Source organism: Thioalkalivibrio sp. ALJ1 (assembly GCF_000745395.1).
In the GTDB taxonomy this organism is placed as follows: domain Bacteria; phylum Pseudomonadota; class Gammaproteobacteria; order Ectothiorhodospirales; family Ectothiorhodospiraceae; genus Thioalkalivibrio.
Genome location: NZ_KN050684.1, coordinates 258,804 through 285,717 on the forward strand (window position 1 = coordinate 258,804; position 26,914 = coordinate 285,717).

The 26,914-nt window shown below is 64.9% G+C and carries 29 protein-coding genes; 5 read left to right on the top strand and 24 right to left on the bottom strand.

The window, feature by feature from the left end:
- Nucleotides 1–11: 11 nt before the first annotated feature.
- From F462_RS03530 to F462_RS03540, 4 genes are read right to left on the bottom strand one after another with little or no spacing between them, the layout of a single operon-like run.
- Nucleotides 12–1,319 (bottom strand): esterase/lipase family protein, encoded by a 1,308-nt coding sequence (locus tag F462_RS03530; RefSeq protein WP_038051623.1) that lies wholly within the window; start codon nucleotides 1,317–1,319, stop codon nucleotides 12–14.
- A 56-nt stretch (nucleotides 1,320–1,375) separates the two neighbouring features.
- On the bottom strand, nucleotides 1,376–1,621 hold the full coding sequence (locus tag F462_RS13190; protein WP_081911354.1) for a 5-carboxymethyl-2-hydroxymuconate Delta-isomerase: 246 nt from the start codon (nucleotides 1,619–1,621) through the stop codon (nucleotides 1,376–1,378).
- Nucleotides 1,602–2,237, bottom strand: coding sequence for a class I SAM-dependent methyltransferase (locus tag F462_RS03535; protein WP_038051626.1), 636 nt, complete (start codon nucleotides 2,235–2,237; stop codon nucleotides 1,602–1,604). The genes F462_RS13190 and F462_RS03535 overlap by 20 nt, the downstream gene beginning before the upstream one ends.
- A 60-nt stretch (nucleotides 2,238–2,297) precedes the next feature.
- The gene (locus F462_RS03540) at nucleotides 2,298–3,062 is read right to left on the bottom strand and encodes an SDR family NAD(P)-dependent oxidoreductase (protein ID WP_038051630.1); all 765 of its coding nucleotides are present in this window, start codon (nucleotides 3,060–3,062) and stop codon (nucleotides 2,298–2,300) included.
- Nucleotides 3,063–3,312: 250 nt separating this feature from the next.
- Here F462_RS03540 and gdhA point away from each other — a divergent pair, with 250 nt between their 5' ends.
- On the top strand, nucleotides 3,313–4,662 hold the full coding sequence (gdhA, locus tag F462_RS03545) for an NADP-specific glutamate dehydrogenase (RefSeq protein WP_038051631.1): 1,350 nt from the start codon (nucleotides 3,313–3,315) through the stop codon (nucleotides 4,660–4,662).
- Between the two features lie 65 nt (nucleotides 4,663–4,727).
- On the opposite strand, the gene clpB is transcribed toward gdhA, so the two are convergent.
- From clpB to rluD, 3 genes are all read right to left on the bottom strand, one after another.
- On the bottom strand, nucleotides 4,728–7,310 hold the full coding sequence (clpB, locus tag F462_RS03550; protein WP_038054794.1) for an ATP-dependent chaperone ClpB: 2,583 nt from the start codon (nucleotides 7,308–7,310) through the stop codon (nucleotides 4,728–4,730).
- A 490-nt stretch (nucleotides 7,311–7,800) separates the two neighbouring features.
- On the bottom strand, nucleotides 7,801–8,586 hold the full coding sequence (gene pgeF / locus F462_RS03555; protein WP_038051633.1) for a peptidoglycan editing factor PgeF: 786 nt from the start codon (nucleotides 8,584–8,586) through the stop codon (nucleotides 7,801–7,803).
- Nucleotides 8,576–9,535, bottom strand: coding sequence for a 23S rRNA pseudouridine(1911/1915/1917) synthase RluD (gene rluD / locus F462_RS03560; RefSeq protein WP_038051637.1), 960 nt, complete (start codon nucleotides 9,533–9,535; stop codon nucleotides 8,576–8,578). The genes pgeF and rluD overlap by 11 nt, the downstream gene beginning before the upstream one ends.
- Nucleotides 9,536–9,614: 79 nt before the next feature.
- Here rluD and F462_RS03565 point away from each other — a divergent pair, with 79 nt between their 5' ends.
- Nucleotides 9,615–10,457: an outer membrane protein assembly factor BamD gene (locus F462_RS03565; protein ID WP_038051638.1), complete on the top strand. Its 843-nt coding sequence runs from the start codon at nucleotides 9,615–9,617 to the stop codon at nucleotides 10,455–10,457.
- A 296-nt stretch (nucleotides 10,458–10,753) separates the two neighbouring features.
- Here the strand turns inward: F462_RS03565 and F462_RS03570 are convergent, their stop codons facing one another.
- The 12 genes from F462_RS03570 to F462_RS03625 all read right to left on the bottom strand — a co-directional run bounded on the left by F462_RS03570 (nucleotide 10,754) and on the right by F462_RS03625 (nucleotide 21,306).
- Nucleotides 10,754–11,092 carry a P-II family nitrogen regulator gene (locus F462_RS03570; RefSeq protein WP_018141962.1) on the bottom strand — a complete coding sequence of 113 codons (339 nt, stop codon included), beginning with the start codon at nucleotides 11,090–11,092 and terminating at the stop codon, nucleotides 10,754–10,756.
- Nucleotides 11,093–11,434: 342 nt separating this feature from the next.
- Nucleotides 11,435–13,129: an NAD+ synthase gene (locus F462_RS03575; RefSeq protein WP_038051640.1), complete on the bottom strand. Its 1,695-nt coding sequence runs from the start codon at nucleotides 13,127–13,129 to the stop codon at nucleotides 11,435–11,437.
- Nucleotides 13,130–13,136: 7 nt separating this feature from the next.
- A complete protein-coding gene (gene sucD, locus F462_RS03580; RefSeq protein WP_038051643.1) occupies nucleotides 13,137–14,012 on the bottom strand; it encodes a succinate--CoA ligase subunit alpha in 876 nt (291 codons plus the stop codon).
- On the bottom strand, nucleotides 14,009–15,169 hold the full coding sequence (gene sucC / locus F462_RS03585) for an ADP-forming succinate--CoA ligase subunit beta (RefSeq protein ID WP_038051646.1): 1,161 nt from the start codon (nucleotides 15,167–15,169) through the stop codon (nucleotides 14,009–14,011). The genes sucD and sucC overlap by 4 nt, the downstream gene beginning before the upstream one ends.
- 148 nt (nucleotides 15,170–15,317) lie before the next feature.
- Nucleotides 15,318–15,698, bottom strand: a complete 381-nt coding sequence (gene panD / locus F462_RS03590; protein ID WP_038051648.1) for an aspartate 1-decarboxylase — start codon at nucleotides 15,696–15,698, stop codon at nucleotides 15,318–15,320.
- Between the two features lie 304 nt (nucleotides 15,699–16,002).
- The gene (gene panC / locus F462_RS03595) at nucleotides 16,003–16,881 is read right to left on the bottom strand and encodes a pantoate--beta-alanine ligase (RefSeq protein WP_038051651.1); all 879 of its coding nucleotides are present in this window, start codon (nucleotides 16,879–16,881) and stop codon (nucleotides 16,003–16,005) included.
- Between the two features lie 31 nt (nucleotides 16,882–16,912).
- On the bottom strand, nucleotides 16,913–17,707 hold the full coding sequence (panB, locus tag F462_RS03600) for a 3-methyl-2-oxobutanoate hydroxymethyltransferase (protein WP_038051657.1): 795 nt from the start codon (nucleotides 17,705–17,707) through the stop codon (nucleotides 16,913–16,915).
- A 34-nt stretch (nucleotides 17,708–17,741) separates the two neighbouring features.
- Nucleotides 17,742–18,392, bottom strand: a complete 651-nt coding sequence (locus F462_RS03605) for a deoxynucleoside kinase (RefSeq protein WP_038051661.1) — start codon at nucleotides 18,390–18,392, stop codon at nucleotides 17,742–17,744.
- Nucleotides 18,389–18,928, bottom strand: coding sequence for a 2-amino-4-hydroxy-6-hydroxymethyldihydropteridine diphosphokinase (folK, locus tag F462_RS03610; RefSeq protein ID WP_038051664.1), 540 nt, complete (start codon nucleotides 18,926–18,928; stop codon nucleotides 18,389–18,391). Before folK ends, F462_RS03605 begins: the two co-directional genes overlap by 4 nt.
- Entirely contained in the window at nucleotides 18,925–20,346 is a 1,422-nt protein-coding gene (gene pcnB / locus F462_RS03615) for a polynucleotide adenylyltransferase PcnB (RefSeq protein WP_038051667.1), read from the bottom strand. Before pcnB ends, folK begins: the two co-directional genes overlap by 4 nt.
- A 52-nt stretch (nucleotides 20,347–20,398) precedes the next feature.
- Nucleotides 20,399–20,869: an NUDIX domain-containing protein gene (locus F462_RS03620; protein ID WP_038051670.1), complete on the bottom strand. Its 471-nt coding sequence runs from the start codon at nucleotides 20,867–20,869 to the stop codon at nucleotides 20,399–20,401.
- The gene (locus F462_RS03625) at nucleotides 20,866–21,306 is read right to left on the bottom strand and encodes an RNA-binding S4 domain-containing protein (protein WP_018141974.1); all 441 of its coding nucleotides are present in this window, start codon (nucleotides 21,304–21,306) and stop codon (nucleotides 20,866–20,868) included. The genes F462_RS03620 and F462_RS03625 overlap by 4 nt, the downstream gene beginning before the upstream one ends.
- 133 nt (nucleotides 21,307–21,439) lie before the next feature.
- On the opposite strand from F462_RS03625, the gene F462_RS03630 reads away from it, so the two are divergent.
- Nucleotides 21,440–22,129 carry a glutathione S-transferase family protein gene (locus tag F462_RS03630; RefSeq protein ID WP_038051673.1) on the top strand — a complete coding sequence of 230 codons (690 nt, stop codon included), beginning with the start codon at nucleotides 21,440–21,442 and terminating at the stop codon, nucleotides 22,127–22,129.
- Nucleotides 22,130–22,421: 292 nt separating this feature from the next.
- On the opposite strand, the gene F462_RS13945 is transcribed toward F462_RS03630, so the two are convergent.
- Together F462_RS13945 and fur are read right to left on the bottom strand one after the other, a co-directional pair.
- Entirely contained in the window at nucleotides 22,422–22,640 is a 219-nt protein-coding gene (locus F462_RS13945; protein ID WP_156100412.1) for a hypothetical protein, read from the bottom strand.
- A gap of 425 nt (nucleotides 22,641–23,065) precedes the next feature.
- Nucleotides 23,066–23,491, bottom strand: a complete 426-nt coding sequence (gene fur, locus F462_RS03635) for a ferric iron uptake transcriptional regulator (RefSeq protein WP_018141976.1) — start codon at nucleotides 23,489–23,491, stop codon at nucleotides 23,066–23,068.
- A gap of 98 nt (nucleotides 23,492–23,589) precedes the next feature.
- Here fur and F462_RS03640 point away from each other — a divergent pair, with 98 nt between their 5' ends.
- Nucleotides 23,590–23,949 (top strand): outer membrane protein assembly factor BamE, encoded by a 360-nt coding sequence (locus tag F462_RS03640; RefSeq protein ID WP_018874351.1) that lies wholly within the window; start codon nucleotides 23,590–23,592, stop codon nucleotides 23,947–23,949.
- A gap of 24 nt (nucleotides 23,950–23,973) precedes the next feature.
- Here F462_RS03640 and F462_RS03645 read toward each other — a convergent pair whose 3' ends face one another.
- The 3 genes from F462_RS03645 to F462_RS03655 are packed head-to-tail and all read right to left on the bottom strand — an operon-like array spanning nucleotide 23,974 to nucleotide 26,157.
- Complete coding sequence (locus F462_RS03645) at nucleotides 23,974–24,372, bottom strand: RnfH family protein (protein ID WP_038051676.1); 399 nt, start codon at nucleotides 24,370–24,372, stop codon at nucleotides 23,974–23,976.
- Nucleotides 24,359–24,799 carry a type II toxin-antitoxin system RatA family toxin gene (locus F462_RS03650; protein WP_018874353.1) on the bottom strand — a complete coding sequence of 147 codons (441 nt, stop codon included), beginning with the start codon at nucleotides 24,797–24,799 and terminating at the stop codon, nucleotides 24,359–24,361. The genes F462_RS03645 and F462_RS03650 overlap by 14 nt, the downstream gene beginning before the upstream one ends.
- On the bottom strand, nucleotides 24,799–26,157 hold the full coding sequence (locus F462_RS03655; RefSeq protein ID WP_018874354.1) for a sodium-dependent transporter: 1,359 nt from the start codon (nucleotides 26,155–26,157) through the stop codon (nucleotides 24,799–24,801). The genes F462_RS03650 and F462_RS03655 overlap by 1 nt, the downstream gene beginning before the upstream one ends.
- 238 nt (nucleotides 26,158–26,395) lie before the next feature.
- On the opposite strand from F462_RS03655, the gene smpB reads away from it, so the two are divergent.
- The gene (gene smpB / locus F462_RS03660) at nucleotides 26,396–26,875 is read left to right on the top strand and encodes an SsrA-binding protein SmpB (RefSeq protein WP_018141981.1); all 480 of its coding nucleotides are present in this window, start codon (nucleotides 26,396–26,398) and stop codon (nucleotides 26,873–26,875) included.
- Nucleotides 26,876–26,914 lie beyond the last annotated feature (39 nt).

Sequence of the window (26,914 nt, forward strand, 5' to 3'; positions counted from 1 at the left end):
GCGTCGCGTCATCACGGTGCAACCGGTTCCGCAAGCAACCCCTCCACCCGATCCAAAGCCAGCGGGTGAGAGAGGATTCCTCTATGCGTAGTCGGTACACCGTAGATCGAGGCCGCCTCTCGCTGAGCGGGCGGGTGTAGCATGCTCGCGAGCGAGACCACCCCATCCGCCGTGGAACGCGCACCGGTCTCCCCTCGCTGGTAGCTGAACAACAAGTGCAACTCCGTGGCCTCCAGCTTGGAGTCCGCGAACAGGCCGCCGAGGTATTCGCTGCCAACGGCCATGTCACGCCACACGGGTATCACCACCGGCGAGCGATCGACCCCCTGCTGCGCCCGTTCGTGTCCGGCCCAGGGGGTCGACAGCGCAATCATCAAAGGGATCTCCGCTCCCACCCCGGTACGCTCCCGCTCCCGCAGGAACCCGCGGGCGATCAGCCCGCCCATACTGTGGGCCACCACTGGCAGCTGAGTCATTTCATGGCGCACTTCCAGCTCCTCGATAATCTGCGCCAGATGCGCCGCCGAGGATTGCAACGGAAGCCCCGAGGCATAGTAGTAGAACCACGGCTGGTAACGCTCGCGATCCAGCACCTCCAGCAACCCCGCGAAATCGCGCGGGGAACCATTCATCCCATGTACGAATAACACCGGTGTGCGCGCAGGGTCATAGGGCTCCAGGAAATACACCCCGGCGTAGCCGTCCATGACAAAATCCAGAGGCCGCCATTGACTGCCCCGCGCCACCTCGGCATCGAAGCGCGGATCGTCCAAATGGACAACCTCGCCATAGGCCGTGACCCGCCCGAGACTCATGGGCCCATCATCGTCCGCTGCGTCCTGCCGGGTACGTGAATTCGGCAGGTGGATCGCATGGGTCAAGCGGTCGTCGCCCCTCACACGGATATCAATCCCGGTAAGGCGCCCACCCGGCCCGCAGTCCATGCCCTCGCCACCGGCCACGTACTGGACTGGCGCCCCGGTCGGGTGGGCACGATCGCCGTCCTCGTCCCGAAATGCCAGGACGCTGTAGCGACCGGGCTCCAACGCGAAAAACCAGTTCCCGCCGCGGGCCCGCACCACATGATCGACCAATTCAGGTACCGCGCCACCGCGGGCCGGCTCACGAAACACCGCCACCACGTATACGCCGGGCGTCTCTGGTTCCACCGCCTCTGAGTCGGGCCCGACCGTGCCACTGATCACGCAAGCACCGCCCATGCGTGCCAGCTGCGAGCGCGCATCCAGCAACGCACAGCCTGCCAGCCCGATCACCAGCCCCAGCACCACGACCACCCGCAACCCGCCCATTCCGAACATCCCGTTCCGCGTCCTTCCAACCCCTGAGTGTAGCGACCTCGAAAAGCCGCTACGGCTCACCCTCGGCCAGGGGACTTCCGTGTCTCTAATGTATGCCCCGACTGGATCCACAACTCGGCATGCACAAAGGGAGCGGCCTGACCGCCAACCTGATACTCCAATACTGGGTGCGCCCGAACCTCGATGCGCGACTCCGGGAACAGCCCGCTTTCCCGCACCACCCGATGCACCGCATCCACCAACGCCGCGGCTGGAACTGCCGCCTCGCGATCGGCGGCATATTCAAGGATCAGATGAGGCATCGGCAACGCTTCTCTTGATTGTGGCCACGGCCAGGCACGAAGTCCGATGGCCGTGCCGCCCCAGAACCGTGAATTCCTCCAGCTCCAGCCCGGCACTGCGGATCTGGGCCTCGAAATCTTCCCGGTAGGTCACCCGCCCGAAGTCGATGCTCGTGACCCGCTTGAGGACGGGCTTGAGCCGCTCCATCCAGCGAGAGGGATGCTCCTGGATCGTCTGGGTGAAAAAGATGCGCCCGCCCGGTTTCAGCAAGCCTGCGCAGTGGCGCAACGCCCCTTCCGGGTCGGGCAACAGCATGAAGCTGGCCGAGAAATACACGACGTCATACGGCTCATCCCGATGCTCATATACCGACTCGAGCCGGGCCTCCACACGAGTGTCTATCCCCGCGTGCCGCAAGCGTTGATTCGCCCGCTCGATATAGTCCGAGTCAATATCGATACCGACGACACGCAGGCCCTTGCGCTCGAGCGCGCCCGCGTTGGCCAGCAGCGCACCGGCAGTCCCGACCCCCACGTCCAGCAACACGGCCCCCTCGGGCACCCGCTCCAGTACCTCGCCGTACCACTGTGAGGTCATCCCCAGGATCAGCTTGTCGTAAATCACACCTCGAAACATAACCACCTTTGACCCGAATGAGCCACGAGCCTGTCCAGCCGCATACCAAGACGCCCGATCTCACTGCGAGCAGAGGCCACCGTCGACGACGTAGGTATTGCCGGTACACCCGGATGCCGCGTCGGAGAGCAGGAACAGCGCCAGCCCGGCACATTCTTCGTTGCTGACATAGCGCCCGAGCGGGATACGGGCCTCGAAGGATTGGTGCACGTCTTCAGGGTGAGCAGGGTTCGCCTGCTCCTCGATGGACTGCATCATGCGGTTGGCGACCGGGCCGGGGTTAAGGGTGTTGACCCGGATGCCTTCTGGGCCGAGCTCCGCGGCCAGGCACTTCATCATGCCCACCACCGCATGCTTGCTCGACACGTAGGGGGAAAGTCCGGCTGCACCCCGTAGCCCGGCCACGCTGGAAGTGATCACGATACTGCCGCCACCGCTCTTGCGCAGGGCCGGCAGCGCCGCCTCGGCGCCCAAGCGTACACCGTGGACATTGACCGCAAACACCTTCTCCCAGGCCATATCGGAACGACTGTCGAACGGGCCAACCTCGCCCTCAATCCCAGCGTTCAGAAACACCCCATCCAGACGGTCAAACTGCTCCAGTGCGGCCGCCACCATGCGCTCGTTGTCCTCGCGCTGGGTCACGTCCACCGCCACACCGATGGCCCGCTCGCCCAGCGAGTCGGCGATCGCCTCCACCGCGCCCGCCTCGCGATCGGTGATCACCACGCTGGCACCCTGCGCATACGCCATACGCGCCGTGGTCTCGCCGATGCCCCCGGCACCACCGGTAATAGCGATCACTTTGCCTTTCAAGTTACTCATTGTTCGTCTCCTTGATCCATTGCGCAGATCACGCAAATCGTCCGCTGGCTGTTCATCGCCTTATAGCGAGTAAATCGCGCAGGCGCTCAACCAGCAATCCATGATGGCCGACTCGAGCAGCCCATACCCCTACCGTAAAGCGATGCGCCGCGCTGACTTGTGATGTCCCTCAACGAGCGCTCGGCACGATTGTTCCGGCCCCATCGGTATGTCCTAATGCGAGGTCACTCTGGCGACAAGGAGCGGCTCCATGAGCGAAGGCCTCGACGAGAAACTCGAACCGATCTACCGGGAAGTGCTGCATCGCAATCCCGGAGAAACCGAGTTTCATCAGTCCGTCCACGGCGTGCTGGAATCACTGGGCCCCGTATTGGTGAAGTACCCGGAGTTTGCCGAGCTCAAGATCATCCAGCGCATCTGCGAACCCGAACGCCAGATCATCTGCCGGGTGCCCTGGCAGGACGACAAGGGCGAGCTGCAGATCAATCGGGGCTTCCGGGTGCAGTTCAACAGCGCGCTGGGTCCTTACAAGGGTGGTATGCGGTTCCACCCGTCGGTATATCTCGGCATCATCAAGTTCCTTGGCTTCTCGCAAGTATTCAAAAACGCCCTAACGGGCCTGCCGATCGGCGGCGGCAAGGGTGGTAGCGACTTTGACCCGAGAGGTCGCTCGGACGCTGAAATCATGCGCTTTTGCCAGAGCATGATGACCGAGATGTACCGCCACATTGGTGAGTACACCGACGTGCCCGCCGGTGACATTGGCGTTGGCCAACGGGAAATCGGCTACCTGTTCGGCCAGTACAAACGTCTGACCAACCGCTTCGAGTCCGGCGTGTTCACCGGCAAGGGCCTTGACTGGGGCGGCAGCTGCGTGCGCACGGAAGCCACCGGCTACGGCGTCGTGTTCTTCACCGAGGCGATGCTGGACGCACGCAAGGAGTCGCTGGACGGCAAGCGTGTGGTGGTCTCCGGGGCCGGAAACGTGGCGATCCACGCCATCCAGAAGGCCCAGCTATTGGGCGCCCGGGTCATCGCCTGCTCCGATTCCCGCGGCGTCATCCTCGACGAGGGCGGCCTGGACCTGGACCTGATACGTCAGATCAAAGTGCGCGAACGCGGCCCGATCAGTGCCTATGCCGAACGCCGCAAGGGCGCGCAATACAACGAAGATGGCTGTATCTGGGAGATCCCCTGCGACATCGCCCTGCCCTGCGCCACCCAGAACGAGCTGACCGAAAAAGACGCCAAGACGCTGATCGAAAATGGCTGCATTGCCGTGGCCGAAGGGGCCAACATGCCGGTGACCCCGGAAGGCATTCAGGCCTTCCGCGAAGCCGGGATCGCCTTCGGACCGGGCAAGGCCGCCAACGCCGGTGGCGTGGCGACCAGCGCACTGGAGATGCAGCAAAACGCCAGCCGCGACTCCTGGACCTTCGAATACACCGAGGGTCGACTGCAGGCGATCATGTGCAACATCCACCGCGCCTGCTTCGAAACTGCGGAGGAATACGGGGCGCCCGGCAACTACACCACCGGTGCCAACATCGCCGGCTTCGTCAAGGTCGCCCGCGCCATGGAGGCCATGGGGCACATCTGATCCATACACAAAAAGGCCCGCACGAGGCGGGCCTTACATTCACGGTGGGTTGAGACAGACGCGCATCAAGCGGCGGCGCGAGTCTTGCCGAAGTGCAGGTGCTCGCCGTCCATGTCGATCTCGATGGTATCGCCCGGCAGGAACTCGCCAGACAGCAGTGACTGCGCCAACGGATTCTCCAGCTGCGTCTGGATCGCCCGCTTGAGCGGACGGGCACCATAGACCGGGTCGAAGCCCGCCTCGCCCAGGTGATCCAGCGCGGCGGCCGAGATGGTGAGCCCCAGGTCGCGTTCCGCCAGGCGGGTCCGCAGGTACTGAAGCTGGATGTCGGTGATCGCGCGGATTTGCTCGCGCTCCAACGGATGGAACACCACCACGTCGTCGACGCGGTTGATGAACTCGGGCCGGAAGTGCTGCCCAACGATCTCCATCACCGAGGCCTTCATGACGTCGTAGTTGGCCTCGCCGGCCATCTCCTGGATCTGCTGCGAGCCCAGGTTGGAGGTCATCACGATCACCGTGTTGCGGAAGTCCACGGTACGGCCATGCCCGTCGGTCAGGCGACCGTCATCCAGCACCTGCAGCAACACGTTAAACACATCCGGGTGCGCCTTCTCGACCTCGTCCAACAGGATCACGCTGTACGGCTTACGGCGCACGGCCTCGGTCAGGTAGCCGCCTTCTTCATAGCCGACATAGCCCGGAGGTGCGCCGATCAGGCGCGCCACGGAGTGCTTCTCCATGAACTCGGACATGTCGATGCGGACCATGGCCTCCTCGGTGTCGAACAGGAAACTGGCGAGCGCCTTGGTAAGCTCGGTCTTGCCGACCCCAGTCGGGCCGAGGAACAGGAACGAGCCATTGGGCCGGTTCGGGTCCGAAAGCCCGGCGCGCGAACGACGGATGGCATTAGCCACCGCGGTCACCGCCTCAGTCTGACCGATCACACGTTCTCCGACGGCCTCTTCCATACGCAACAGCTTGTCCTTCTCGCCCTCCAGCATCTTGGACACCGGGATACCGGTCCAGCGCGAGACGACCTCGGCGACCTCCTCGTCGGTCACCTTGGTGCGCAGCAGCTGGGTTTCCTGGCTCTCCATCTCGTGGGCCATGGCCAGGGACTTCTCCAGGTCCGGGATACGGCCGTACTGCAGTTCGGACATGCGTGACAGATCACCGGCGCGGCGAGCCGTCTCCAATTCAAGGCGGGCACGTTCAAGTTCTTCCTTCAACTGCGCGGCGCCGGAAACCGAGGCCTTCTCGGACTTCCAGACCTCTTCCAGGTCGGAGTACTCCCGACCCAGACGGTCGATCTCCTCCTCCAGCGTGCCCAAGCGTTTCTTCGAGGCTTCGTCGGATTCCTTCTTCAGCGCCTCGCGCTCGATCTTCAGCTGGATCAGGCGGCGCTCCAGGCGATCCATCACCTCCGGCTTGGAGTCGATCTCCATGCGGATACGCGAGGAAGCCTCATCGATCAGGTCGATCGCCTTGTCCGGCAACTGGCGGTCCGTGATGTAGCGCTGCGAGAGCTGCGCGGCCGCAACGATCGCCGGATCGGTGATCTCGATGCCATGGTGCACCTCGTAGCGCTCCTTCAGGCCGCGCAGGATGGCGATGGTATCTTCCATGGTCGGCTCGTCCACGACCACCTTTTGGAAGCGGCGCTCCAGCGCGGCATCCTTTTCGATGTTCTGGCGGTACTCATCCAGCGTGGTGGCTCCGATGCAGTGCAGCTCGCCACGCGCCAACGCGGGCTTGAGCATGTTGCCAGCATCCATCGCGCCCTCGGCCTTGCCGGCACCGACCAGCGTATGGATCTCGTCGATGAACAGGATCACCCGGCCCTCTTCCTGCGAGAGTTCCTTGAGCACGGACTTCAGCCGCTCTTCGAAATCGCCGCGGTACTTAGCCCCGGCCAGCAGCGCGCCCAGATCCAGCGAGAGCACGCGCTTGTCCTTCAAGCCCTCGGGCACTTCGCCATTGATGATGCGCTGGGCCAGGCCTTCAACGATCGCGGTCTTTCCGACACCGGGCTCGCCGATCAGCACGGGGTTGTTCTTGGTGCGGCGCTGCAGCACCTGGATGGAGCGCCGGATCTCTTCATCGCGCCCAATTACTGGATCAAGCTTGCCCTGCTCGGCGCGCTCGGTCAGGTCGATCGTGTACTTCTCCAGCGCCTGCCGGCTCTCCTCGGCGTCCGGGTTGTCTACCTGGTTACCACCCCGGATGTCGTGGGTCGCCTTGTCCAGCGCATCCTTGTTGGCGCCAGCATTGCGCAGCATCTCGCCCACGCCGCCCTTTTCATCGATGGCGGCGAGCAGGAATAGCTCACTGGAGATGTACTGGTCCTTGTTCTGCTGAGCCAGCTTGTCGCAGACGTTCAGCAGGCGACCCAGATCATTGGAGACATGCACATCGCCGGCCGCCCCCTCGATCTTGGGCATGCGGTCCAACGCCTCGCCCAATGCGGAGCGCAACTGGCGGACATTGACACCGGCCCGGTCGAGCACATGGCGTACGGTCCCGCCATCCTGGTCCAGCAGCGCCAGCAGCAGGTGGGACGGTTCGATGAATTGGTGGTCGCGGCCAACCGCGAGTGATTGCGCGTCGGCAATCGCGGACTGGAACTTGGTTGTCAGGCGATCCATTCGCATTGGGAAACCCCTCGGTCAAATCGGTGTGAACTGACACGAATGATGGGGACAATCCCCGCTGGTTCAAGGATAGACGTCCGAAAACACCTCTGGGGCGAGGCCTGGATGTCATTCCCCGCGCGGGCCACGGCCCCTGCCGGGCAGCCATGACAGGGTTAAGGAGACGCTGATTGAATCGCACGTCCGCGCTCGAGTCGCTTTTGCGTGCGAACAAGGCGCGGTGACTGCCGTGCAGTCACTCTGCACAAGGGAACCGCAACGCCGTGCGCGCGCCCGTTTTTGATAACAACGGGCGGCCGAGCCCCTGCTTTCAATGGCTTGTGGGGTTGGTGCCCCCCCGATTCTGAATGAATATGGCCCGATCCTGCGTTGCGCCCCCAATCCATCAGAAACGGGCGGGTAGAACCACTACCCGCTGCACGACGCGCCTTGTCTCGGAAAACAGGGGGCACCAACGCGGACGTGCGATTCAATCAGCGTCTCCTTAATCCTCGTCGCGCGGTGCAATCCACACGAGGGTGCCCATGCGGCCGGTCTCGCCGTCACGGCGGTAGGAAAAGAAGCGGTGTTCCTCGGTGAAGGTGCAGCGGCCGCCGCCGGATACATCAAGGACCCCCACACGTTCGAGACGGTGCCGGGCGAGCGCATAGAGGTCCGCCAGCAGGCGCCCGTCGCACCCAGGGCGGAAGGCCCCAGCTGCCCCCACATCATGATCGAGGAAGGCATCGCGCACCTCTCGCCCGACCTCGAAGGCCTCCGGACCGATCGCCGCGCCCATCCAGGCGCGAATGCCGACGCCGGGGCGCATCAGCCGCAGTGCCTCGACCCCGGCCTCCAGCACACCGTCGGCCAGACCACGCCAGCCGGCGTGCGCGACACCCACGGCCTCGCCATCCTCGGTCGCCAGCACGACAGGCAGGCAGTCCGCCGTCTGCACCGCGCAGACGTAGCCGGGCTGATCGGTGACGACAGCGTCCGCCTCCGGGGTGCGATCCTGCTCCAGCGCAGCCTGCAGATCTTGAGCCGCGATCACTCGTGTGCCATGCACCTGGATCGGCCAGGCCACCGGCTCGATCAAGCCCAGCTCGATCTGCAGGCGATACCGGTTCTCAGCCACCGCCTCCAGGTCGTCCCCGGTGTGCAGTGCGAGGTTGAGCGAACGCCAGGGACCGGTACTCACGCCCCCGTCGCGGGTCGTCTGCAGGGCCCAGACGCCTGGCGGAAGCTCGCCGCGATCCGGTCCCAGCATGGGCAGGGGTTCATGCCTCATCATGCATCTCCCGGTCCTTGCGCAGTGCATCCAGAAGCGCCTCGAAATCCGCCGGCAGCGGGGCATCGAAGGCATGGAGCGCGCCGGTCTGTGGATGTTCGAATTCCAGGTGAGCGGCATGCAGGGCCTGGCGTTTGAATGCCGCAATCGCGGCCTTGGCCGCCTCGCCCATACCCTTGACCGGGCGCGGACGCCCCCCGTAGGTCAGGTCGCCGACAATCGGATGGCGAATATGTGCCATGTGCACGCGGATCTGGTGGGTGCGCCCCGTCTCCAGACGCACGTTCAACAGGGTATGGGCGGGGAACCGCTCGCCCACACGATAATGCGTAACCGCGGGCTTGCCACCGCCGATTACCGCCTGGCGCTTGCGATCGACCGGATGGCGCCCGATGGGTTCGTCGATGGTCGACCCGCTAATGATCTGCCCCTGGACCAGCGCGCGGTACTCGCGGTGCACGCTGCGCGCCTGCAACTGGCGCACCAGGGCGGTCTGGGCCTCCGGTGTCCGGGCCACCACCATCAGCCCCGTGGTGTCCTTGTCCAGGCGATGGACGACCCCCGCCCGTGGCAACTGGGCCAGTTCCGGCGCCCGATGCAGCAAGGCATTGACCAGCGTCCCGTCGCGGTGACCGGCGGCCGGATGCACAACCAGCCCAGCGGGCTTGTTAATAACCAGCACTGCGGCGTCTTCGTACACCACGTCCAGCGCAATCGGCTCCGCCTGTGCTTCCAGTACCGGGGCATCCGGCGGGATCAGCTCCACCCGCTCGCCCCCCTGAACGGGCGTACGCGGGCGCGGCTGGGCACCGTCCACCCGCAGCGCCCCCTCCTTCAACCACAGGGTGAGCTGGCTGCGCGAGTATTCCGGGAACAACCGCGCCAGAGCCGCGTCCAAGCGTTGTCCAGCGGCCTCGTCCGGCAGGATGGCCTCACGCGGTTCGGACATTGCGCACACCCCAGCTCGTCGCCACCGGGGCTTGATGTTGTAGAATCCCTGCACTTCGTTTCATCTGTGAGGCCTCGCCGTGATTTCTGTCCTGCACCTGTCGCGCCTGCTTGTCGTTCTGATCGTGGCGCTCGTGGTCGCCGGCTGCGCCGGGCGCGAAGACCCAACGCTGGGGTGGTCGGCCAGTCAGCTCTACGGCGAGGCCAAGAACGCCCTGAACGAGGGCAACTACAGCCAGGCCGTCGAATACTACGAGAAACTCGAGGCCCGCTACCCGTTCGGGCGCTACGCCCAACAGGCGCAGATCGAGATCCCCTACGCCTACTACAAGGCCGGCGAGCCGGAACCCGCCTTGGCCGCGGTAGACCGCTTCGTGCAGCTCAACCCGCGCCACCCGAACCTGGATTATGCGTACTACCTGCGCGGGCTGATCAACTTCAACCGCCAGCAAGGCTTCCTCGCCAACCTGTTCCCGCGCGACCCCGCTGAGATGGACCCGGAGCCCTTCGACCAGGCCTTCCAGGACTTTGACCGCCTGATCCGCGAGTTCCCGGACAGTCGCTATGCCCCGGATTCCTACCAGCGCATGATCTACATCCGCAACGCGCTGGCCGCCTACGAACTGCGCGTGGCCGAGTTCTACATAGAACGCACTGCCTGGGTCGCGGCGGCCCAGCGCGCCCGCAACGTGGTCTCCACCTATCCCGGGGCCGAGGTAACGCCGATGGCCCTGGCCGTACTGCACCGCGCCTACACCGAGCTGGGCCTGGAAGATCACGCCACCAACACCATGACGGTGCTGGAACTGAACTATCCGGATGCCGCCGTGGCCGTGCGCGCCGGCGAACCGGTGGAACTGGAAGGCGAAGAACGCCGCGGCCTGTGGCGCGTCATGGACCGCATCCCCTTCCTGACCAACTAAGCGTCTCCCGACGCTGTCTGGACCCACCACGAAGCGCACGAAGACACGAAGAAGGTCAAGGGCGATTCACAGGAAAGTTGGAAATTGGGAAGGATGATTCGGGTGTGTAGGGTCGGGGTTGGCTAGTGCCCATCGTAACCCCGCACCCCTGCATCACCCACGGCGACCAAACCCTATTACCCTTCCGCTCTTCCCGTCTTCCTGTAGAAGTTCTTTCCTTCGTGTCCTTCGTGGTCAACCAAAAACAGCGCTGGACTGCGCACCATGATTTGGTTGAGCGCAACGGCGAAGCAGGTTTAGAGGGCTTCGCTGCCCTCTTCGCCGGTGCGGATGCGAACGACGCGCGACATGTCGGACACGAAGATCTTGCCGTCCCCGATCTTGCCGGTGCGGGAGGCCTTCACGATGGCATCAATGCAGGCGTCTACGCGGTCGTCGTCCACTACCAGTTCCAGCTTCACCTTGGGCAGAAAGTCCACCACGTATTCTGCGCCCCGATAAAGCTCGGTGTGGCCCTTCTGGCGTCCAAAGCCCTGGACCTCGGTCGCGGTCATCCCGGCGATGCCCATCTCGGTCAGGGCCTCGCGGACATCTTCCAGCTTGAACGGCTTAATGATCGCCTCGATCTTCTTCATGCGAATCCCTTTGGTTGTACCCGCTCCGCGGGCGCTTGTCTCAACACCTGAAGTGTATCAAACCCCCGGCCCCGCGCTGCGATCCTCGCCTTCTCGCGACGTTCGCCGCTGCTCTGGATTGACCACGAAGGCACGAAGAAGGGCAGAAACCTTGTCACCACAGAGGGCACGGAGGGCGCAGAGAAAAGAACGGATATTTGTGATCTCCGGAGGCGAGGGAAAACTCGATGCGCCTTGCCCTGCAGCCCTGATTTTCTCCGTGTCCTCCGCAAACGCCCTTGACCTTGCCCTTCTTCGTGCCTTCGTGCGCTTCGTGGTGAACCCTACGCGCGGCAGCGCGGATCAGTCCGGGCGGTAGCCGGAGGTGATGGGGTAGCGGCGGTCACGGCCGAAGGCGCGTGGGCTGACGCGCACGCCCGGGGCCGCCTGGCGGCGTTTGTACTCGGCGATGAATACCATGCGCGCGATGCGCTCCACGGTGGCCTGATCGAAGCCCTGGGCCACGATCTCCTCCACCGACTGCTCCTGCTCGACGAAGGCCTCGAGGATCGCATCCAGCACCTCGTAGGGCGGCAGCGAGTCGGCATCCTGCTGGTCCGGTGCCAGTTCGGCACTCGGCGGGCGCTCGATCACCCGCTCGGGGATTGCCGCGCCACGGGTGTTGCGCCAGCGGGCCAGGCGATAGACCCACTGCTTGGAGACGTCCTTCAACGGGGCAAAGCCACCGTTCATGTCGCCATACAGCGTGGAGTACCCCACCGCCATCTCCGACTTGTTGCCGGTCGCCAGCAGCAGCTTGCCGCTGCGGTTGGACAGCGCCATTAGCAGCACGCCCCGGGCGCGCGCCTGCAGGTTCTGTTCGGTCACGTCACCGGCCCCGGCGGGATAGGCCGCCAGCGCATCCTCCAGCCCGGCCATGAAACTCTCGACCATCGGTTCGATAGCGATCTCGTGATACTCCACGCCCAGCAACCGGGCCTGGGCCTCGGCATCCTCGATGCTCATGGACGCGGTATAGCGATACGGCATCATCACTGCGGTCACCGCCGCCGGGCCCAGGGCATCCACCGCGAGCGCCGCGGTCAACCCGGAGTCGATCCCGCCGGACAGGCCTAACAGCACACCCGGGAAGCCGTTCTTGGATACGTAGTCGCGGATGCCGATCATCAGCGCCTGGTAAAGATCGCGGGCATCGGCCTCGTCCGGTTCCGGGCCAGGATCGGTCAGGGTCGGCCGCAACCCACAGGCGGACAGGTGCATGTGTTCCTCATACGGCTTCAGGTCGATGCCCGCGGCTGTGCGGCGCATCTCTACCTGCCCCTGACCGGTAGCCCAGGCCGGCAGCACGGCCCGGGCACCGTGCACCGTGTCGTGCACGAAGGAGCGGCCATCGAAAACCAGTTCGTCCTGCCCACCCACCTGATTCACGTAGACCACTGGACACCCGGTCTCGGCGACCCGCGCGCCCACCACCGCCAGGCGCTCCTCGGCCTTGCCGCGGTGGTAGGGCGAGGCATTCAGGTTCAGCAGCAGTTCGGCCCCTGCCGCCTGCGCACTCGCGGCCGGGCCGGGTTGCCAGATGTCTTCACAGACGGTGAGTCCGATCCGCCAGCCATCCAGCTCGACCACGCAGGGGGTATCGCCCGCCACGAAATAGCGTTCCTCGTCGAACACCGAGTAGTTGGGCAGGACCTGCTTGGCGTACTGCGCAATGCAGGCGCCGTCGCGCAGCCACAAGGCCGCATTGGCCAGGTCGCCACCCGCGCGTACGGGCGCGCCCAGGATTACGTCGATCCCCCGTGCCGCCTCGGTAATCGCGGCCACCGCCCGCTCCACGCCCAGCCGGAAGGCCGGACGCAGCAACAGATCTTCGGGGGGGTAGCCGGTCACGGCGAGTTCGGGGAAGACGACCGCCCGGGCCCCACCCGCGCGTGCCTGTTCGATGGCCTCGAGGATCAAGTGGCGGTTGTCGTCCAGTCCGCCCACAACGGGATTGATCTGGGCCAGGGCCAGACGCAGCGGCTGATCAGAGGTCATCGAGAGTTCAAGCGCTGGCAAGGGCAGACTGCATCGCGGAGCCCAACTCCGCCGGGCTCTCCGCCACGGTCGCGCCGGCCTCGCGGAGGGCCGTCATCTTTTGCTCCGCCGTACCCTGGCCGCCAGCGATAATCGCGCCGGCATGGCCCATGCGCCGCCCCGGCGGTGCGGTGGCCCCGGCAATGTAGGCGGCCACCGGCTTGTCGAATTCATCCGCGATAAAGCGCGCTGCGCGTTCCTCGGCGTCACCGCCGATCTCGCCGACCATCAGCACGCCCTCGGTCTCCGGGTCGTTGCGGAACAGGCGCAGGCACTCGACGAAATCCAGCCCCTGGATCGGATCGCCACCAATACCCACGCAGGTGCTCTGACCCAGCCCGAGATCCGAGGTCTGCTTGACGGCCTCGTAGGTCAGCGTGCCCGAGCGCGAAATGATCCCGATGCGCCCGCGCGTATGGATATAGCCGGGCATGATCCCGACCTTGCAGGCATCCGGGGTGATGATGCCGGGGCAGTTCGGCCCGATCAGGCGCGTGGGACTGCCCGCCAGCACCTGCTTGACCCGCACCATGTCCTGTACCGGAATGCCCTCGGTGATGCACACCGCGAGCTCGATCCCGGCATCGGCCGCCTCGCAGATCGCGTCCGCCGCAAACGGTGCCGGGACGTAGATCATGCTGACCGTGGCGCCGGTCTGGACCACCGCATCGGCGACGGTATCGAACACCGGCCGGTCCAGATGCGACTGGCCGCCCTTGCCTGGGGTCACGCCACCCACCAGACGGGTGCCATAGGCGATCGCCTGTTCGGAGTGGAAGCTGCCCTGTTTGCCGGTAAAGCCCTGGCAGATCACCTTGGTGTCGCGGTCGACGAGAATACTCATGCCACCGCCTCCACCACGGCGCGGGCCGCCGCATCCAGATCGGCGGCCGGGATCACGTCGAGACCGGAGTTGGCCAGCGCATTGCGGCCCTGTTCGGCGTTGGTTCCCTCGAGCCGCACCACCACCGGCACCTGTACCTGCACCTCGCGGATGGCGGCGATGATGCCCTCGGCGATCAGGTCGCAGCGCACGATGCCCCCAAAGATATTCACCAACACCGCCTTCACCGAGGCATCGGACAGAATCAGCTTGAACGCGGCGGTAACCCGCTCCACAGTCGTGCCACCGCCAACATCCAGAAAGTTGGCCGGCTCACCACCATGATGCTGGATCAGGTCCATGGTCGCCATGGCCAGTCCGGCACCATTGACCATACAGCCGATGGAACCGTCCAGGCGGATGTAGTTGAGGTCGTGCTCATGCGCCTGCTCCTCGGCCGGGTCGCGCTGGCGCGCGTCGCGCTCGGCGAAGAGGGTCTTCTGGCGATAGGCAGCCGAGTCGTCGATGGTCAGCTTGGCGTCGATCGCCAGCAACTGATCCTCATGGGTCAGCACCAGCGGGTTGATCTCCAGGAGCTGCGCATCGATCTGCTGGAACAGGGCATGGGCATTGGTCACCAGTTGCGCCATCGCCTTGGCCGCCTCGCCGGACAGCCCGAGAGTCGATGCCACGCGCCGCCCGTGGAACGGCATCACGCCGGTGGCTGGGTGGATCGGAAGCGTCACCACCGCCTCCGGGCGCTCGGCCGCCAGGGTTTCGATGTCCATACCGCCCTCGGCCGAGACCACCAGTGCCAGGCGCTCGCGCGAGCGATCCACCAGCATGGCGAAGTAGAACTCGCGGGCAATTTCGGCCGCCGGTTCCAGCAGCAGCCGGTCCACCGGCAGGCCGTTGGGGCCGCTCTGACCGGTCACCAGACGCGAGCCCAGCAGCTTGTCCGCCGCCTCGCGTGCGGCCGCAGCGGAGTCCACCATCACCACACCGCCGGCCTTGCCGCGCCCGCCGGAGTGCACCTGCGCCTTGACCAGGACACGCTCGGCGCCCAGGCCCTGCCAGGCGGAAGTCACCTGGTCAGTAGATTCGATGACCCGGCCATCGGGAACGGGGATGCCGGCGTCGCGAAAGCGCGCCTTGGCCTGAAATTCATGGAGATTCATGGGCGTCGAGGATAGCGGTGCGACCCCGGGCCTACAACTGCTGGGCGCACGCGAAGATGGGGATTCTGGATTCCTGGGGAAGCACTGAATAAAGCCCTCTTGGCTATCTCAGCGCGCGCGGCGCTACAAACGCGGTTTGCAGCTTGCTTCAGGCGGCCTGGACCGGGATGCCGTGGCCGGTGCGCAAGATGCGATTGTTGGCGTCGAGATAGACCAGCTCGGGGGAAAATTCGCGCGCTTCCGCCGCATCCATCTGGCCGTAGGCGCAGATGATCACGCGGTGCCCCACCCCGGCCTTGTGCGCGGCCGCACCGTTCACCGAAATAATCCCGGAACCGGCCTCGCCCTCGATCGCGTAGGTGGTAAATCGCTCGCCGTTGTCGACGTTGTAGATCTGGATCTGCTCGAATGGCAGGATCCCGGCCGCCTCCAGCAAGCGGGTGTCGATGGCGCACGAGCCCTCGTATTCCAGCTCACAATGCGTGACCCGGCCTTGGTGGAGCTTGCCCTTGAGCATGGTGACGTACATACGGCGCAATCCCGACTTAACCGCGGAGGGGCGAAAAATTATCCGCGATCCCGACCGCCACGGCAAACCGGCCACTGTGAACCGATGGATTTTCCACTACGAAGTACCCAGAGGAGGTCGAAGGCGTTTGCACAGGAAGATAGGAAGTTCGAAAGGTTGATCATTGCAAGGGCGCACAAACCGACGGGGGGTGCTGACGCCACCACAGTGGCCGCCGACATTCCGGTTCAATGTCCCTCTTCGCATCTTCCAATCTTCCTGTGAATCACCCTTGACCTTCTCCGTGGAGAAACCAATAGCGGAATCAGTCGGTGCGAGTGCGGACGTTGTCGATCAGCCGCACGCCCTCCAGCCAGGCGGCGGCGAGAACCACCAGATCCTGTTCGGCCAGCGGCACGCCGGTCTCTGGGTCCATAAGATCGTCCGCTCGGCGGATGGACAGGTATTCCGGGTCGAACCCGGCCTCGCGCAGGCGATCACAGGCGCGGGCCTGGACCTCGGGGATGCGGTCAGCATCGAACACGGTGGCCGTGCGGCAGACCGTAGCGACCTCGTCCAGTACCCGCTTGAGCTCCGGCGCGGTGACGCGGGAGGTCTCCGATAGCTGGCGGTTGCGGGAACTGAATGCCAACCCGTCCGGCTCGCGCACGGTGGGGATCGCCTCCACCCGAGTCGGGATATCCAGCCCCTGGACCATGCGCTCGATCAGCTTGAACTGCTGTAAGTCCTTCTCGCCAAATAGCGCGAGATCCGGGCGCACCAGATTGAACAGCTTGGTGACCACGGTGGCCACGCCATCGAAATGCCCGGGACGATAATCCCCTTCCAGAATCTCGGACAGCCCCGGGACGACGACCTTGACCGGCGGCATGCCGTCGGCGGGATACATGTCGTCATCTGTCGGACAAAACAGGGCGTCCACTCCAGCATCGGTGGCCAGACGAGCGTCCTCTTCCAGGGTGCGCGGATAACGCTCCAGGTCCTCGGCACGATCGAACTGAAGGGGATTCACAAAGATCGACACGACGACGCGCTGGGCGCGTGCACGGGCATGACGGATGAGCGTCATGTGCCCTTCGTGGAGATTGCCCATGGTCGGGACAAGGGCCACGGTGCCACGCCCCTTGCGGGACCATTCTCGGTGCATGGCCACCAGTTGCGGCCGATCGCGCAGGATTCTCATGGGCCAGGGTCCATCCTCTGCAAGGCGAACATCAACTGAACGTATGCACGCCGGATTCAGGAAAACTGCGGGCGCGGACGGCCTCGCAATAGCCGCGGACAGCCCCTTCCAGAGAACCGCCATCGGCAAGAAAATCACGGGCAAAGCGCGGCGGGTTCGGGGTCAACCCCAGCACATCCGACAGCACCAGCACCTGTCCATCGCAGCGCGGGCTGGCACCGATGCCAATCACCGGGATGCCGGCACTGCGAACGATGGCATCGGCCAGATTCTCGGGGATGCCCTCCAGCAACAAGGCCTGCGCGCCGGCATTCTCGAGCCGCGCAGCCAGGGATTCCATCTCGGCCGCGGCCTGCGGGTCACGCCCCTGCACCCGGTGGCCGCCCAGGCGATGCACGGCCTGCGGCGTTAGTCCCAAGTGCGCACAGACCGGGATCCCGGCAGAGACCAGGCGTTCCACGATGGGTACCTCGACCGCCCCACATTCGACCTTGACCATATGCGCACCAGCCCGCAGCAATGCCCCGGACTGAGCCAGCGCAGTGGGTGGATCGACGTCGCCCAGAAACGGGATGTCGGCCATGATCAGGGCGTTCTCGCTGCCACGCGCCACGCTGGTCACGTGGTAGACCATGTCCTCCAGCGTGACCGGCAACGTCGTCGAATGGCCCTGGACCACCATACCCAGGGAATCGCCCACCAGGATCACGTCGATCCCGCAGCGGTCAAGCAGCCCGGCGAAAGCGGCATCATAGGCCGTGAGGCAGGCAATCGGATCGCCCGCCTGCTTGCGCTTGGCCAGGGTGTTCACGGTAATCGGCCGCATGGTCATGCCTCCCGGGCAGTCCGGCTTGCCGCCATCAGAGCGTGATCGGCAACGGGTTGAAGTAGTGCCGCCCACCCTGAATCGGCTCCAGGAACTGCACCAGCTGGTCGAAGTCGGCGGGGTTGTTCACCCAGTCGATCTCGGTGGCGTTCACAATCACGAGCGCCGGTCCTTCAAAATGATAGAAGAATTCCGCGTAGGCGGCGTTCAATCGCTCCAGGTAATCGGCCTCGATGTGACGTTCGTACGGTCGCGCCCGCTTGCGGATGCGCTCTTGCAGTATATCCACCGGCGCCTGAAGGTAGATCACCAGGTCCGGCTGCGGCAGCCCGCCTCGCAGGTGGCGGAACATCTCGCGATAGATCTCCAGCTCGTCCGGGTGCAGGTTCAACTCGGCGAACAGCGGATCCTTGTCCATCAGGTAGTCAGACACATGACGCTGCTCGAACAACCCCTTCTGCGCCACCGGGGTCAGCTGCCGCACACGCTGCACCAGGAAATGCAGCTGGGTCGCCAGCGCGTGTTTCTGTGGTTCTTGATAAAAACGATCAAGGAAGGGGTTCTCGTCCGGCTGCTCGAAGATCCCCTCGGCTTGCAGGTGCTCGGCCAATCGCCGAGCCAGGCTCGACTTGCCGACCCCGATGGGTCCCTCCACCGCGATGAAGTCGAAATCGGTCAGGCTCATCCGCGCCCCTCCGCGGTCGCCGCGGCCTCCCCCGGTTCCGCGATCGGGATCAGGCTCGCGCCATCAAAACGTTCAGCCAGTTGCTCCAGCGCGCCCATACCCGGCACCTGCAACCCCGACGCCAGCTCCAGTAGCGGCAGGATCACGAAGTCGCGCTCGGCGATTCCAGGGTGCGGAACCTGCAACCCGGGCAGATCCAGCACCTGATCCGCAAACAGCAACAGGTCGAGATCCAGTAGGCGCGGTCCCCAGCGGGTACCGTCGCGCTCGCGCCCGCAGGCGCACTCGATCGCCTGCAGGCCCTCCAGCAACGCCAGGGGCTCCAGGCGGGTATACAGGCGGGCGACCGCATTGACGTAATCCGGCTGGTCCTGCGGACCCATCGGCGGGTTGCGAAACAGCCGCGAGCGCCCGGTCAGGCGCGTCTGCGGCAGTTCGCAGGCCAGACGGGAGAAGGATTCACGAACCTGCGCCTCGGGATCGCCGAGATTCGCGCCAATGCCGACATAGGCCTGCACACCACTGGCCACCGTCATGCGCCTTCTCCCTTCTCACTCCCGGAACCTTTGCCCTGGGTATCGCCCGCGCCGTCCGCGCCACCCTTGCGACCGCGTCGGCGGCGACGCCCGCCGCGGCGGGATTTGCCCTTGGCGCCCTTGCCAGGCGCAGCCCCCGCGAGGGCCTTCTGCCCAGCCTCGTCCTGTTCCTGGATCTCGGTCCACCAGCGGCACAGCTCCGGGTCGGCATCGCTGGCACGGGTCCGCAGGCAGAGGAAGTCGTAGCCAGCTCGAAAGCGTGGGTGTGACAACAGGCGCAGCGCGCGTGCCCCCCGGTGACGTTCGAGGCGTGCCTGCAGCTCCCAGATCTCGCGCACGATCAGGCTGAAACGCTTGGGAATGGAGACGGTCTTCACCTGGCGCTCCAGCACCTCGGCCATCGCCTGCTGCCAGGCCGGGATCTCCTGCTCGCCGTCGTCGATACGTCGAGCCGCGGCGATCTGCACCGGGGCCCAGAGTATCGCGGCATAGAGGAACGCCGGGTTCACACCCAACCCCTCGTTGATGCGCTTGTCGGTATTGAGCAACGACTCGACCAGGAACTGGCGGCGCTCGGCGCCGGCATCCGGGTCGGCGAAGCAGGTCGCAGCCTCAGGGAACATCGGCTCGAACAGGCCGAAGCGTTCCAGCTCGTCCAGACAGGTGACCGCCGCACCGCTGTGAAACAGCTTGATCACCTCGTCGAACAGCCGCGCGGGCGCCACCGTCTGCATCAGTGTGGCGAGTTCGTGGATGCCGGCCTCAACCTCCGGTGCGATGCTCAGCCCCAGCTTGGCGGAAAAACGCACCGCACGCAGCATACGTACCGGATCCTCGCGCAGCCGGGTCTCGACGTCGTCGCCGATCAGGCGCAGCACGCCCTTGCGCAGGTCTTCGACCCCGCCGGTGTAGTCCAGCACCGAGAAGTCCTCGATGTCGTAGTACAGCGCGTTGACGCTGAAATCGCGGCGGATCGCATCCTGCTCGATCGTCCCGTAGCGGTTGTCGCGCAGGATGCGGCCCTCCTCGCTCAACGCGACCTGGCCTTCGTCCTCGGACTCGTCGTCGTGCGGGGCGCGGAAGGTGGCGACCTCGATCATCTCGCGCCCGAACAGCACATGCGCGAGGCGGAAGCGTCGTCCGATCAGGCGGCAGTTGCGAAATAACCCGCGCACCTGCTCCGGCGTGGCATTCGTCGCCACGTCGAAGTCCTTGGGCTCGCGCCCCAGTAGCAGATCGCGCACACCCCCACCCACCAGACAGGCGCGATACCCTGCATCCCTCAGGCGGTAGAGCACCTTCAGGGCGTTGTCGTCAATCGCAGCGCGCGAGATGCCGTGCTCCGCGCGGTCATAGACGCGCGGTTCCGGCAGATCGCTGTCGGGCCGGGATCGGGTTGCGGGGTCAGCCTGAGTCACACGAAACCGTATCGGTGGTCGAAAGCGCCGTATGGTAACAGCTTCAACGGCTTCATCCTGCCTTTGACCCGCCGTGCAGGGCCGCGGTCTCCCCGGTCAGACGCCAGCGCAGGTAGTCGTCGAGGATGCGACGGTGATCAAACGCCAGGGACTGTCCCGGATCGTCCGGAGCCAGCCAGGCGCAGTCCACGGCATCGTCCGCCGCCTGGGCTTGGCCACGACCTTTGGCGACGTATACCGCACTGACCGTGTGTCCGCGCGGATCACGTTCCGGATCAGAGTACACTCCCAACAGGGCCCCCAGCTCAACCTCCAGCCCGGTCTCCTCGTACGCCTCGCGCACCGCTGCGTGCTCGGTGGTCTCGCCGACGTCCACGAAGCCGCCGGGCAGCGCCCAGCCGTGCGGGGGATTACGGCGTTCGATGACCAGCACCTGCCCCGGATGGGCCGGATGATGGATCACCAGATCCACCGCCAGAAGGGGCGTTACCGGTGGGCCGCCACTGCCTTCGGGAGATGTCACTCGGATCCACTCCTGTCGTGGTCTTCCTGGCGAATAAAGCGACGAATCTTGCGCCGCTCGCGCTTGTCCGGTCGATGGCTGGGCGCGCTGTCGGCCACCGCACGTTCGGCGCGCCGGCGTTCGCTTTCGGCCTCGCGCCGAGCCTGGCTCTCCGGGGTCTCCTCGTACAGGGCCTGCGCCTCCCGGGCCGGGCGGCGCTGTTCGTTGAGGTCGACGACGTCCAGTTCCCAGACCTGCGTGCCGCGGTGCACGGTAAGACGATCACCGGGGTGCACCCGTCGCGCGGGCTTGCAGCGCTCGCCGTTCACATGGACCTTGCCACCGCCGACCGCCTCGCTGGCCAGGGCTCGCGTTTTGTAGAAGCGCGCGGCCCACAGCCATTTGTCGACCCGCAGCCCCGGGCTGGGCGGTTCCTGGTGGCCGCCGCCCTTACCCAAGGCGGTCCCGGGCCCCAAGGCTTTCCCAGGTCGTCACGAGGGAGGACAATGCGCAACTTTTCGAGACAAGGAGCTGACGCCCCGGAGAGATCCCCAGTGGGTTTGTCTCCGCCAGCGGGCGCTTTGAATCAAGATGAATCTGCCGCATCTGCACCTGATCAGTTTCGCCATCTGTCCGTTCGTCCAGCGTAGCGTGATCACGCTGAAATACAAGCAGACGCCATTCGATTTAACCCTGATCGACCTGGCCGACCCGCCGGACTGGTTCCGCGGGCGCTCGCCGCTGGGAAAAGTGCCTGTGCTCATCGTTGACCAGGACACCGCGCTGTTCGAGTCGGCGGTCATCAATGAGTACATTGACGCGATCACCCCGCCCGCACTGATGCCCGCAGACCCGCTGGAACAGGCGCGCACCCAGGCGTGGATCGAGTATCTATCCGAGCAGACCTTCGCCCAGTACCACTGGATGACGGCAGCCACCGAGGATGCCTTCGAGCTGGCGCGCCACAATGCCGCGCGCGGTCTGGAGCGCCTGGAGCAGCAAATTATCCAGGACGATCGTCTGGGAGGGTCCGCATTCTCGCTGATCGACGCGACCCTGGCGCCGATCCTGATGCGCTATGCGCTGCTGACCGATCCGGACAGTCCCTGGGAGGCCGATGCCTTCCCGCGCCTGGCCGCGCGCTGGGACGAGCTGCGCCAGATGCCGGTCGTGCGGGACTCGGTACCCGCCGACTTCACGGCGCAGCTGGCCAACTACCTGCGCAACCAGGAGGGCTTCGCGCCGGCGCATTTCGCGGCGAAGCTCGACGCCTCCGCCTGACCTGGGTTTTCACCGGCCACTCACCCCTTGGGTCGTACCCCGTTCGGCATCGGGTGTTTGCACTGCCTCCGGCCGGTCGCCTGCCGGGTTGAGGCTGGTCCTGGTTCTGCATCGGGTGTTTACGGTGCCTCCGGTCCGCATACTGCCGAGCGCTGACTCGCCAGCGCGCCCCGAGGCACTTTCTTGCTTGCCCAAGAAAGCGCCCAAAGAAGGGCACCCGGATTTCGCCCGGGAACCTCGCTCCGGACGTGCTGGGCCGGCGGCGCTGAACTCGCTACGCCTTCGGCTTCGCTCAGACATCCAGCGCCCCGAATTTATGGAAAACGGGACGGCCCATCACGCCCTCCGCGAGGGGCTCCATACGGGAGAGGAAAGTCAAGACAGAAGGTATTCCAGCCCCCCGACACAACAATAGGTATTGCCATCCGAAAGCCCCCGGCGCCCGCACCGCGGGCGCGGCACGCAACGGCCGAGGGCCGAGCGTGCCCAGGATGTCCGAAGACCTAGCTATCTTCCACTGGCAAGACCGTCGGGACGGCCGTTGTCTTGACCTTGAGCCCCCCCGTTGTCGTCGCGCCGAGTGGAGAGGGTTTTCGCGGGAGAAGAGGCGCTGGATGTCTGAGCGGAGCCGAAGGCGTAGCGAGTTCAGCGCCGCCCGCGAAAACCCTCGGAGCGAGGGAAACCCCGGCCCGCGCAGCGGGCCGGGGTCGCGGCAGTCGGGCGTGTTTCTTGGTGACTTCTTTGCACGAGCAAAGAAGTCACTCGGGGCGCGCTGGCGAGTCAGCGCTCGGCAGTATGCGGACCGGAGGCACCGTAAACACCCGATGCCGAACCAAGGCCAGCCACAGCAAGGCACGCAGCCGAATCGGAAGCTACGGAACACCCGAGGCGGAACCGGGACCAGCCGGTCCTCGGTGAGCAAAACCCCGATAGCGGTCAGGCCGGGCGGTGGGGACAGGCGTTGTCGGTGCAATCGCCGTACAGGACCAGGGCGTGGTCCTTGATGGCAAAGCCGTGATGCTGTGCGACTTCACGCTGGCGCCGTTCGATGGTCTCGTCGAAAAACTCCTCGACCCGACCACACTGGTTGCAGACGATGTGGTCGTGATGCCCACCGCGCTCTAGCTCGAATACCGCCTGATTCCCCTCCAGATGCAAACGGCAAACCAGCCCCGCCGCCTCAAACTGGGTCAGCACTCGGTACACCGTCGCAAGGCCGATCTCCTCGCCGGAATCGAGCAGCTCGCGGTAGATCGCCTCGGCCGTCAGGTGCCGCGTTTCCGAATTCTCGAGGATCTCGAGAATCTTCATCCGCGGCAGCGTGACCTTGAGCCCCGCCTTCTTGAGATTGCTGGTTTCCATCACTCGATTCCCCGGTCCGTTTGGCTTGAGAGCTATAGGACGCTTTGGTGTACCATGCGCGTTCACGGCCCACCAGACGCCGAGGACCGCCCGCTCAGATGATCAAGATTCTCATTTCTATCGCCGTGGCCGCAAGCCTGCTGAGCGCCTGTGGCGGCCTGAACCAGTTCCGTCTGGATGTCCAGCAGGGCAACGTGATCGATCCCGTACAGGTCGCGCAGATCCAGCCCGGCATGACGCCGCAGCAGGTCCGCTTCCTGATGGGATCGCCCCAGCTGGAGCCCGCCTTCCGGGCCGACGACCGCTGGGACTACGTCTACTACCGCCGCCCAGGCTTCGGCTCGACCGAGCGCCAGCGGGTTACGGTGCATTTCGACAACGGCGTGGTCAGCCACGTGGATGCCGACATCCCGCAGCCGGTCGCGCTGGACGAACACCCGGTGGACATGGACGACTAGCTTTGGCGGCTAAGCCGCCTTTGCCTATTCCTCGGCGGAACCCTCCCCCGTCGCGTCCTTCGTCTTCTCGCCATCCGTCTCTGTACCGCCCTTGCCCGGCTTCTTCTTGCGCACCTTGCTGGCGCGCTGGCGGCGCACCTCTTTTGGATCTGCAATCAGCGGGCGGTAGATCTCGATTCGGTCACGCGGGCGGAGCACGGTATCGCGCCGGGTGATCTTGCCGAAGATCCCGACCTTCACGTTCTCCAGATCGATCTCGGGAAACTGCGTTTCGATCTCGGACTGGCGCAGCGCGGTGTCCACCGTCGTCCCCTCGGGCACCACCAATGGCAGGATCACCTGACGATCAGGACACGCATAAGCGACCTCCACCCGGATCATGCCACCCTCGGCGGCTGGGGCCTCCTGACTATCCGCCACCATGAACCTCACGCGCACGCTGAACAAACGCATCGACCAGCGAGTTGGCGATCTGGTTGAACACCGGTCCAATCGCAAAGGCCATGATGCGGTTGGCAAACTCGAATTCCAGCTCCAGGGCGATACGGGTCTTGCCCCCCTCGACCTGGCTGAATGTCCAGGTGCCGTGCAGGCGCCGGAACGGCCCCGAGACCAGACGCATGTCGATGCTCTCCGGGCGCTTGAGGATATTACGGGTGGTGAAAGATTTGTGCAGCGCGCCCTTGGCCAGCTCGATCGTCCCCTCGACCTCGTGCTCACCGCGCGGTCGCGCCGACGCACTGCGGCAGCCGGGAAGGAACTCCGGGTAGGCGTCAACGTCGTTGACGAGGTTGAACATCTGCTCACGGGTATAAGGCACATCCGCGTAGCGGCGAATCTTCGAGGCCATCAGATCAGCTCCACCGCACGCAGGAACACAAACAGGATCGCGACTGGGGCCACGAAGCGCACCAGGAAATACCAGACCTGGTAGAGGACGGGGTTTTTCATGCGCAGTTCGGATTGCACCGATCGCTCGGTCATGCGCCAGCCGACAAAGATCGCGATCAGGAACCCGCCGAGCGGAAGCAGGATGTTGGCCGTGACGTAGTCCATCAGGTCCAAGACCCCCATGTCGAACAGGGTGTAGCCGGACCACACGTTCAGCGACAGCAGCGCCGCGATACCGAGAAGCCAGGCGCCGATGGCAATCCACGAGGTGGCCATCACACGGCTCAAACCCATGTTCTCGACCAGGAAGGCGACCGCTGGCTCAATGATGGAGATCGCCGAAGTCCAGGCCGCAAATACCAGCAGCACAAAGAACATCGTGCCGAAGTACAGCCCCCCCGGCATGTCCGAAAACGCCAGTGGCAAGCTCACGAAAATCAGCCCCGGCCCCTGTTCGGCGGAAAGCCCCGCCCCCAGCACGATCGGGAAGATCGCCAGCCCGGCCATGATTGCAACGAGAGTGTCCGCCCCGACCACAGCTGCGGAGGTACGCGCGATGGACGCCTCGCTCTGCAAGTAACTGCCGTAGATCATGATCGCGCCCATGCCGAGGCTCAACGTAAAGAAGGCCTGCCCCATGGCCAGGAGCACCGCATTCGCAGAGAGCGAACTGAAGTCGGGATACAACAGGAACTGCAATCCGGCGAGGAACTGCCCCTGCACCATCGCATAGCCGACCATCACGACCAGCATCACGAACAGCAGCGGCATCAGGATGGTCACCGCCTTTTCCAGGCCGGACTGGACCCCACGTGCCACCACCATCGCGGTCATCACCATGAAGATGGTGTGCCAGGCCAGCAGGGCTTCCGGGTCCGCCAGCATGTTGCCGAACATGGACTCTGAACCATCCGCGTCCAGCCCCATGAACCCGCCGGTCCCCGACTTGAAGACGTAGGACAGCGACCAGCCGGCGACGACGCTGTAGAACGACAGGATCAGGAACCCCGCCAACACCCCGATCCAGCCGATCATGCCCCAGGAGCGCGTCAATCCTTCCTCGCGCGCCAAGGCCGACATGGTGTTGATCGGGCTCTGGCGGCCACGCCTGCCCAGCAGGATCTCCGCCATCATCACCGGCAGGCCAATCAGCAGGATGCAGCCGAGGTACACCAGCACGAAGGCCCCGCCGCCGTTATCGCCCGCGATGTAGGGAAAACGCCAGATATTGCCCAGGCCAACGGCCGAACCAGTAGCCGCTAGGATGAAGGCCAGGCGGGTCGTCCATTGCCCGTGGATCGAGGTCGTGGCAGGCATCTGTGGCTCCTCTTTGAGCGGAGACGGAAGGCGCGCATGCCGCCGCCACGCCCGCAATCATCCAGGGCTGGCCGCACACACGCATCGCCGAGTCCGCGGGAATTGTGGGGCAGCGGGTCGCCAGGCTCAACTTTCCCCCTGGAGAGCAGCTAATCAACGTGCACATCAACGAACGTGTTTCTGGCAGGCACCGACGCAAACTGCTTCTACCGGCTGCGTGCAGTACACTGCGCGGGCTATGGGAAAGAAGAAGAAACAAGGCGGAGACAACTCCAGCACCATTGCCCTCAATCGCAAGGCGCGCCACGAGTTTTTTATCGAGGATCGGCTGGAGGCGGGGCTTGAGCTCGAGGGGTGGGAAGTCAAGTCCATGCGGGCCGGGCGCGCGCAGCTCAGCGAGGCTTACGTCTTGCTGCGCAACGGCGAGGCGTTCCTGTTCGGATCCCACATCACGCCGCTCCCCACCGCCTCCACCCATATCAATCCGGATCCCAGCCGCACGCGCAAGCTGCTGCTGCACCGCTCCGAGATCAACCGTCTGGTCGGCGCCGTGGAGCGCAAGGGCTACACCCTGGTTCCGATGGCCCTGTACTGGAAGCGCGGCCGCGCCAAGCTCGAGATCGGGCTGGCCAAGGGGAAGAAGGAATACGACAAGCGTGCCGACAAGAAGGACAAAGACTGGGAGCGCGAACGCGCCCGGATTCTAAAACACGGCTAACGCCAACGCGCCTTCCGGCCGATTGCGTTCAAGGTTCCA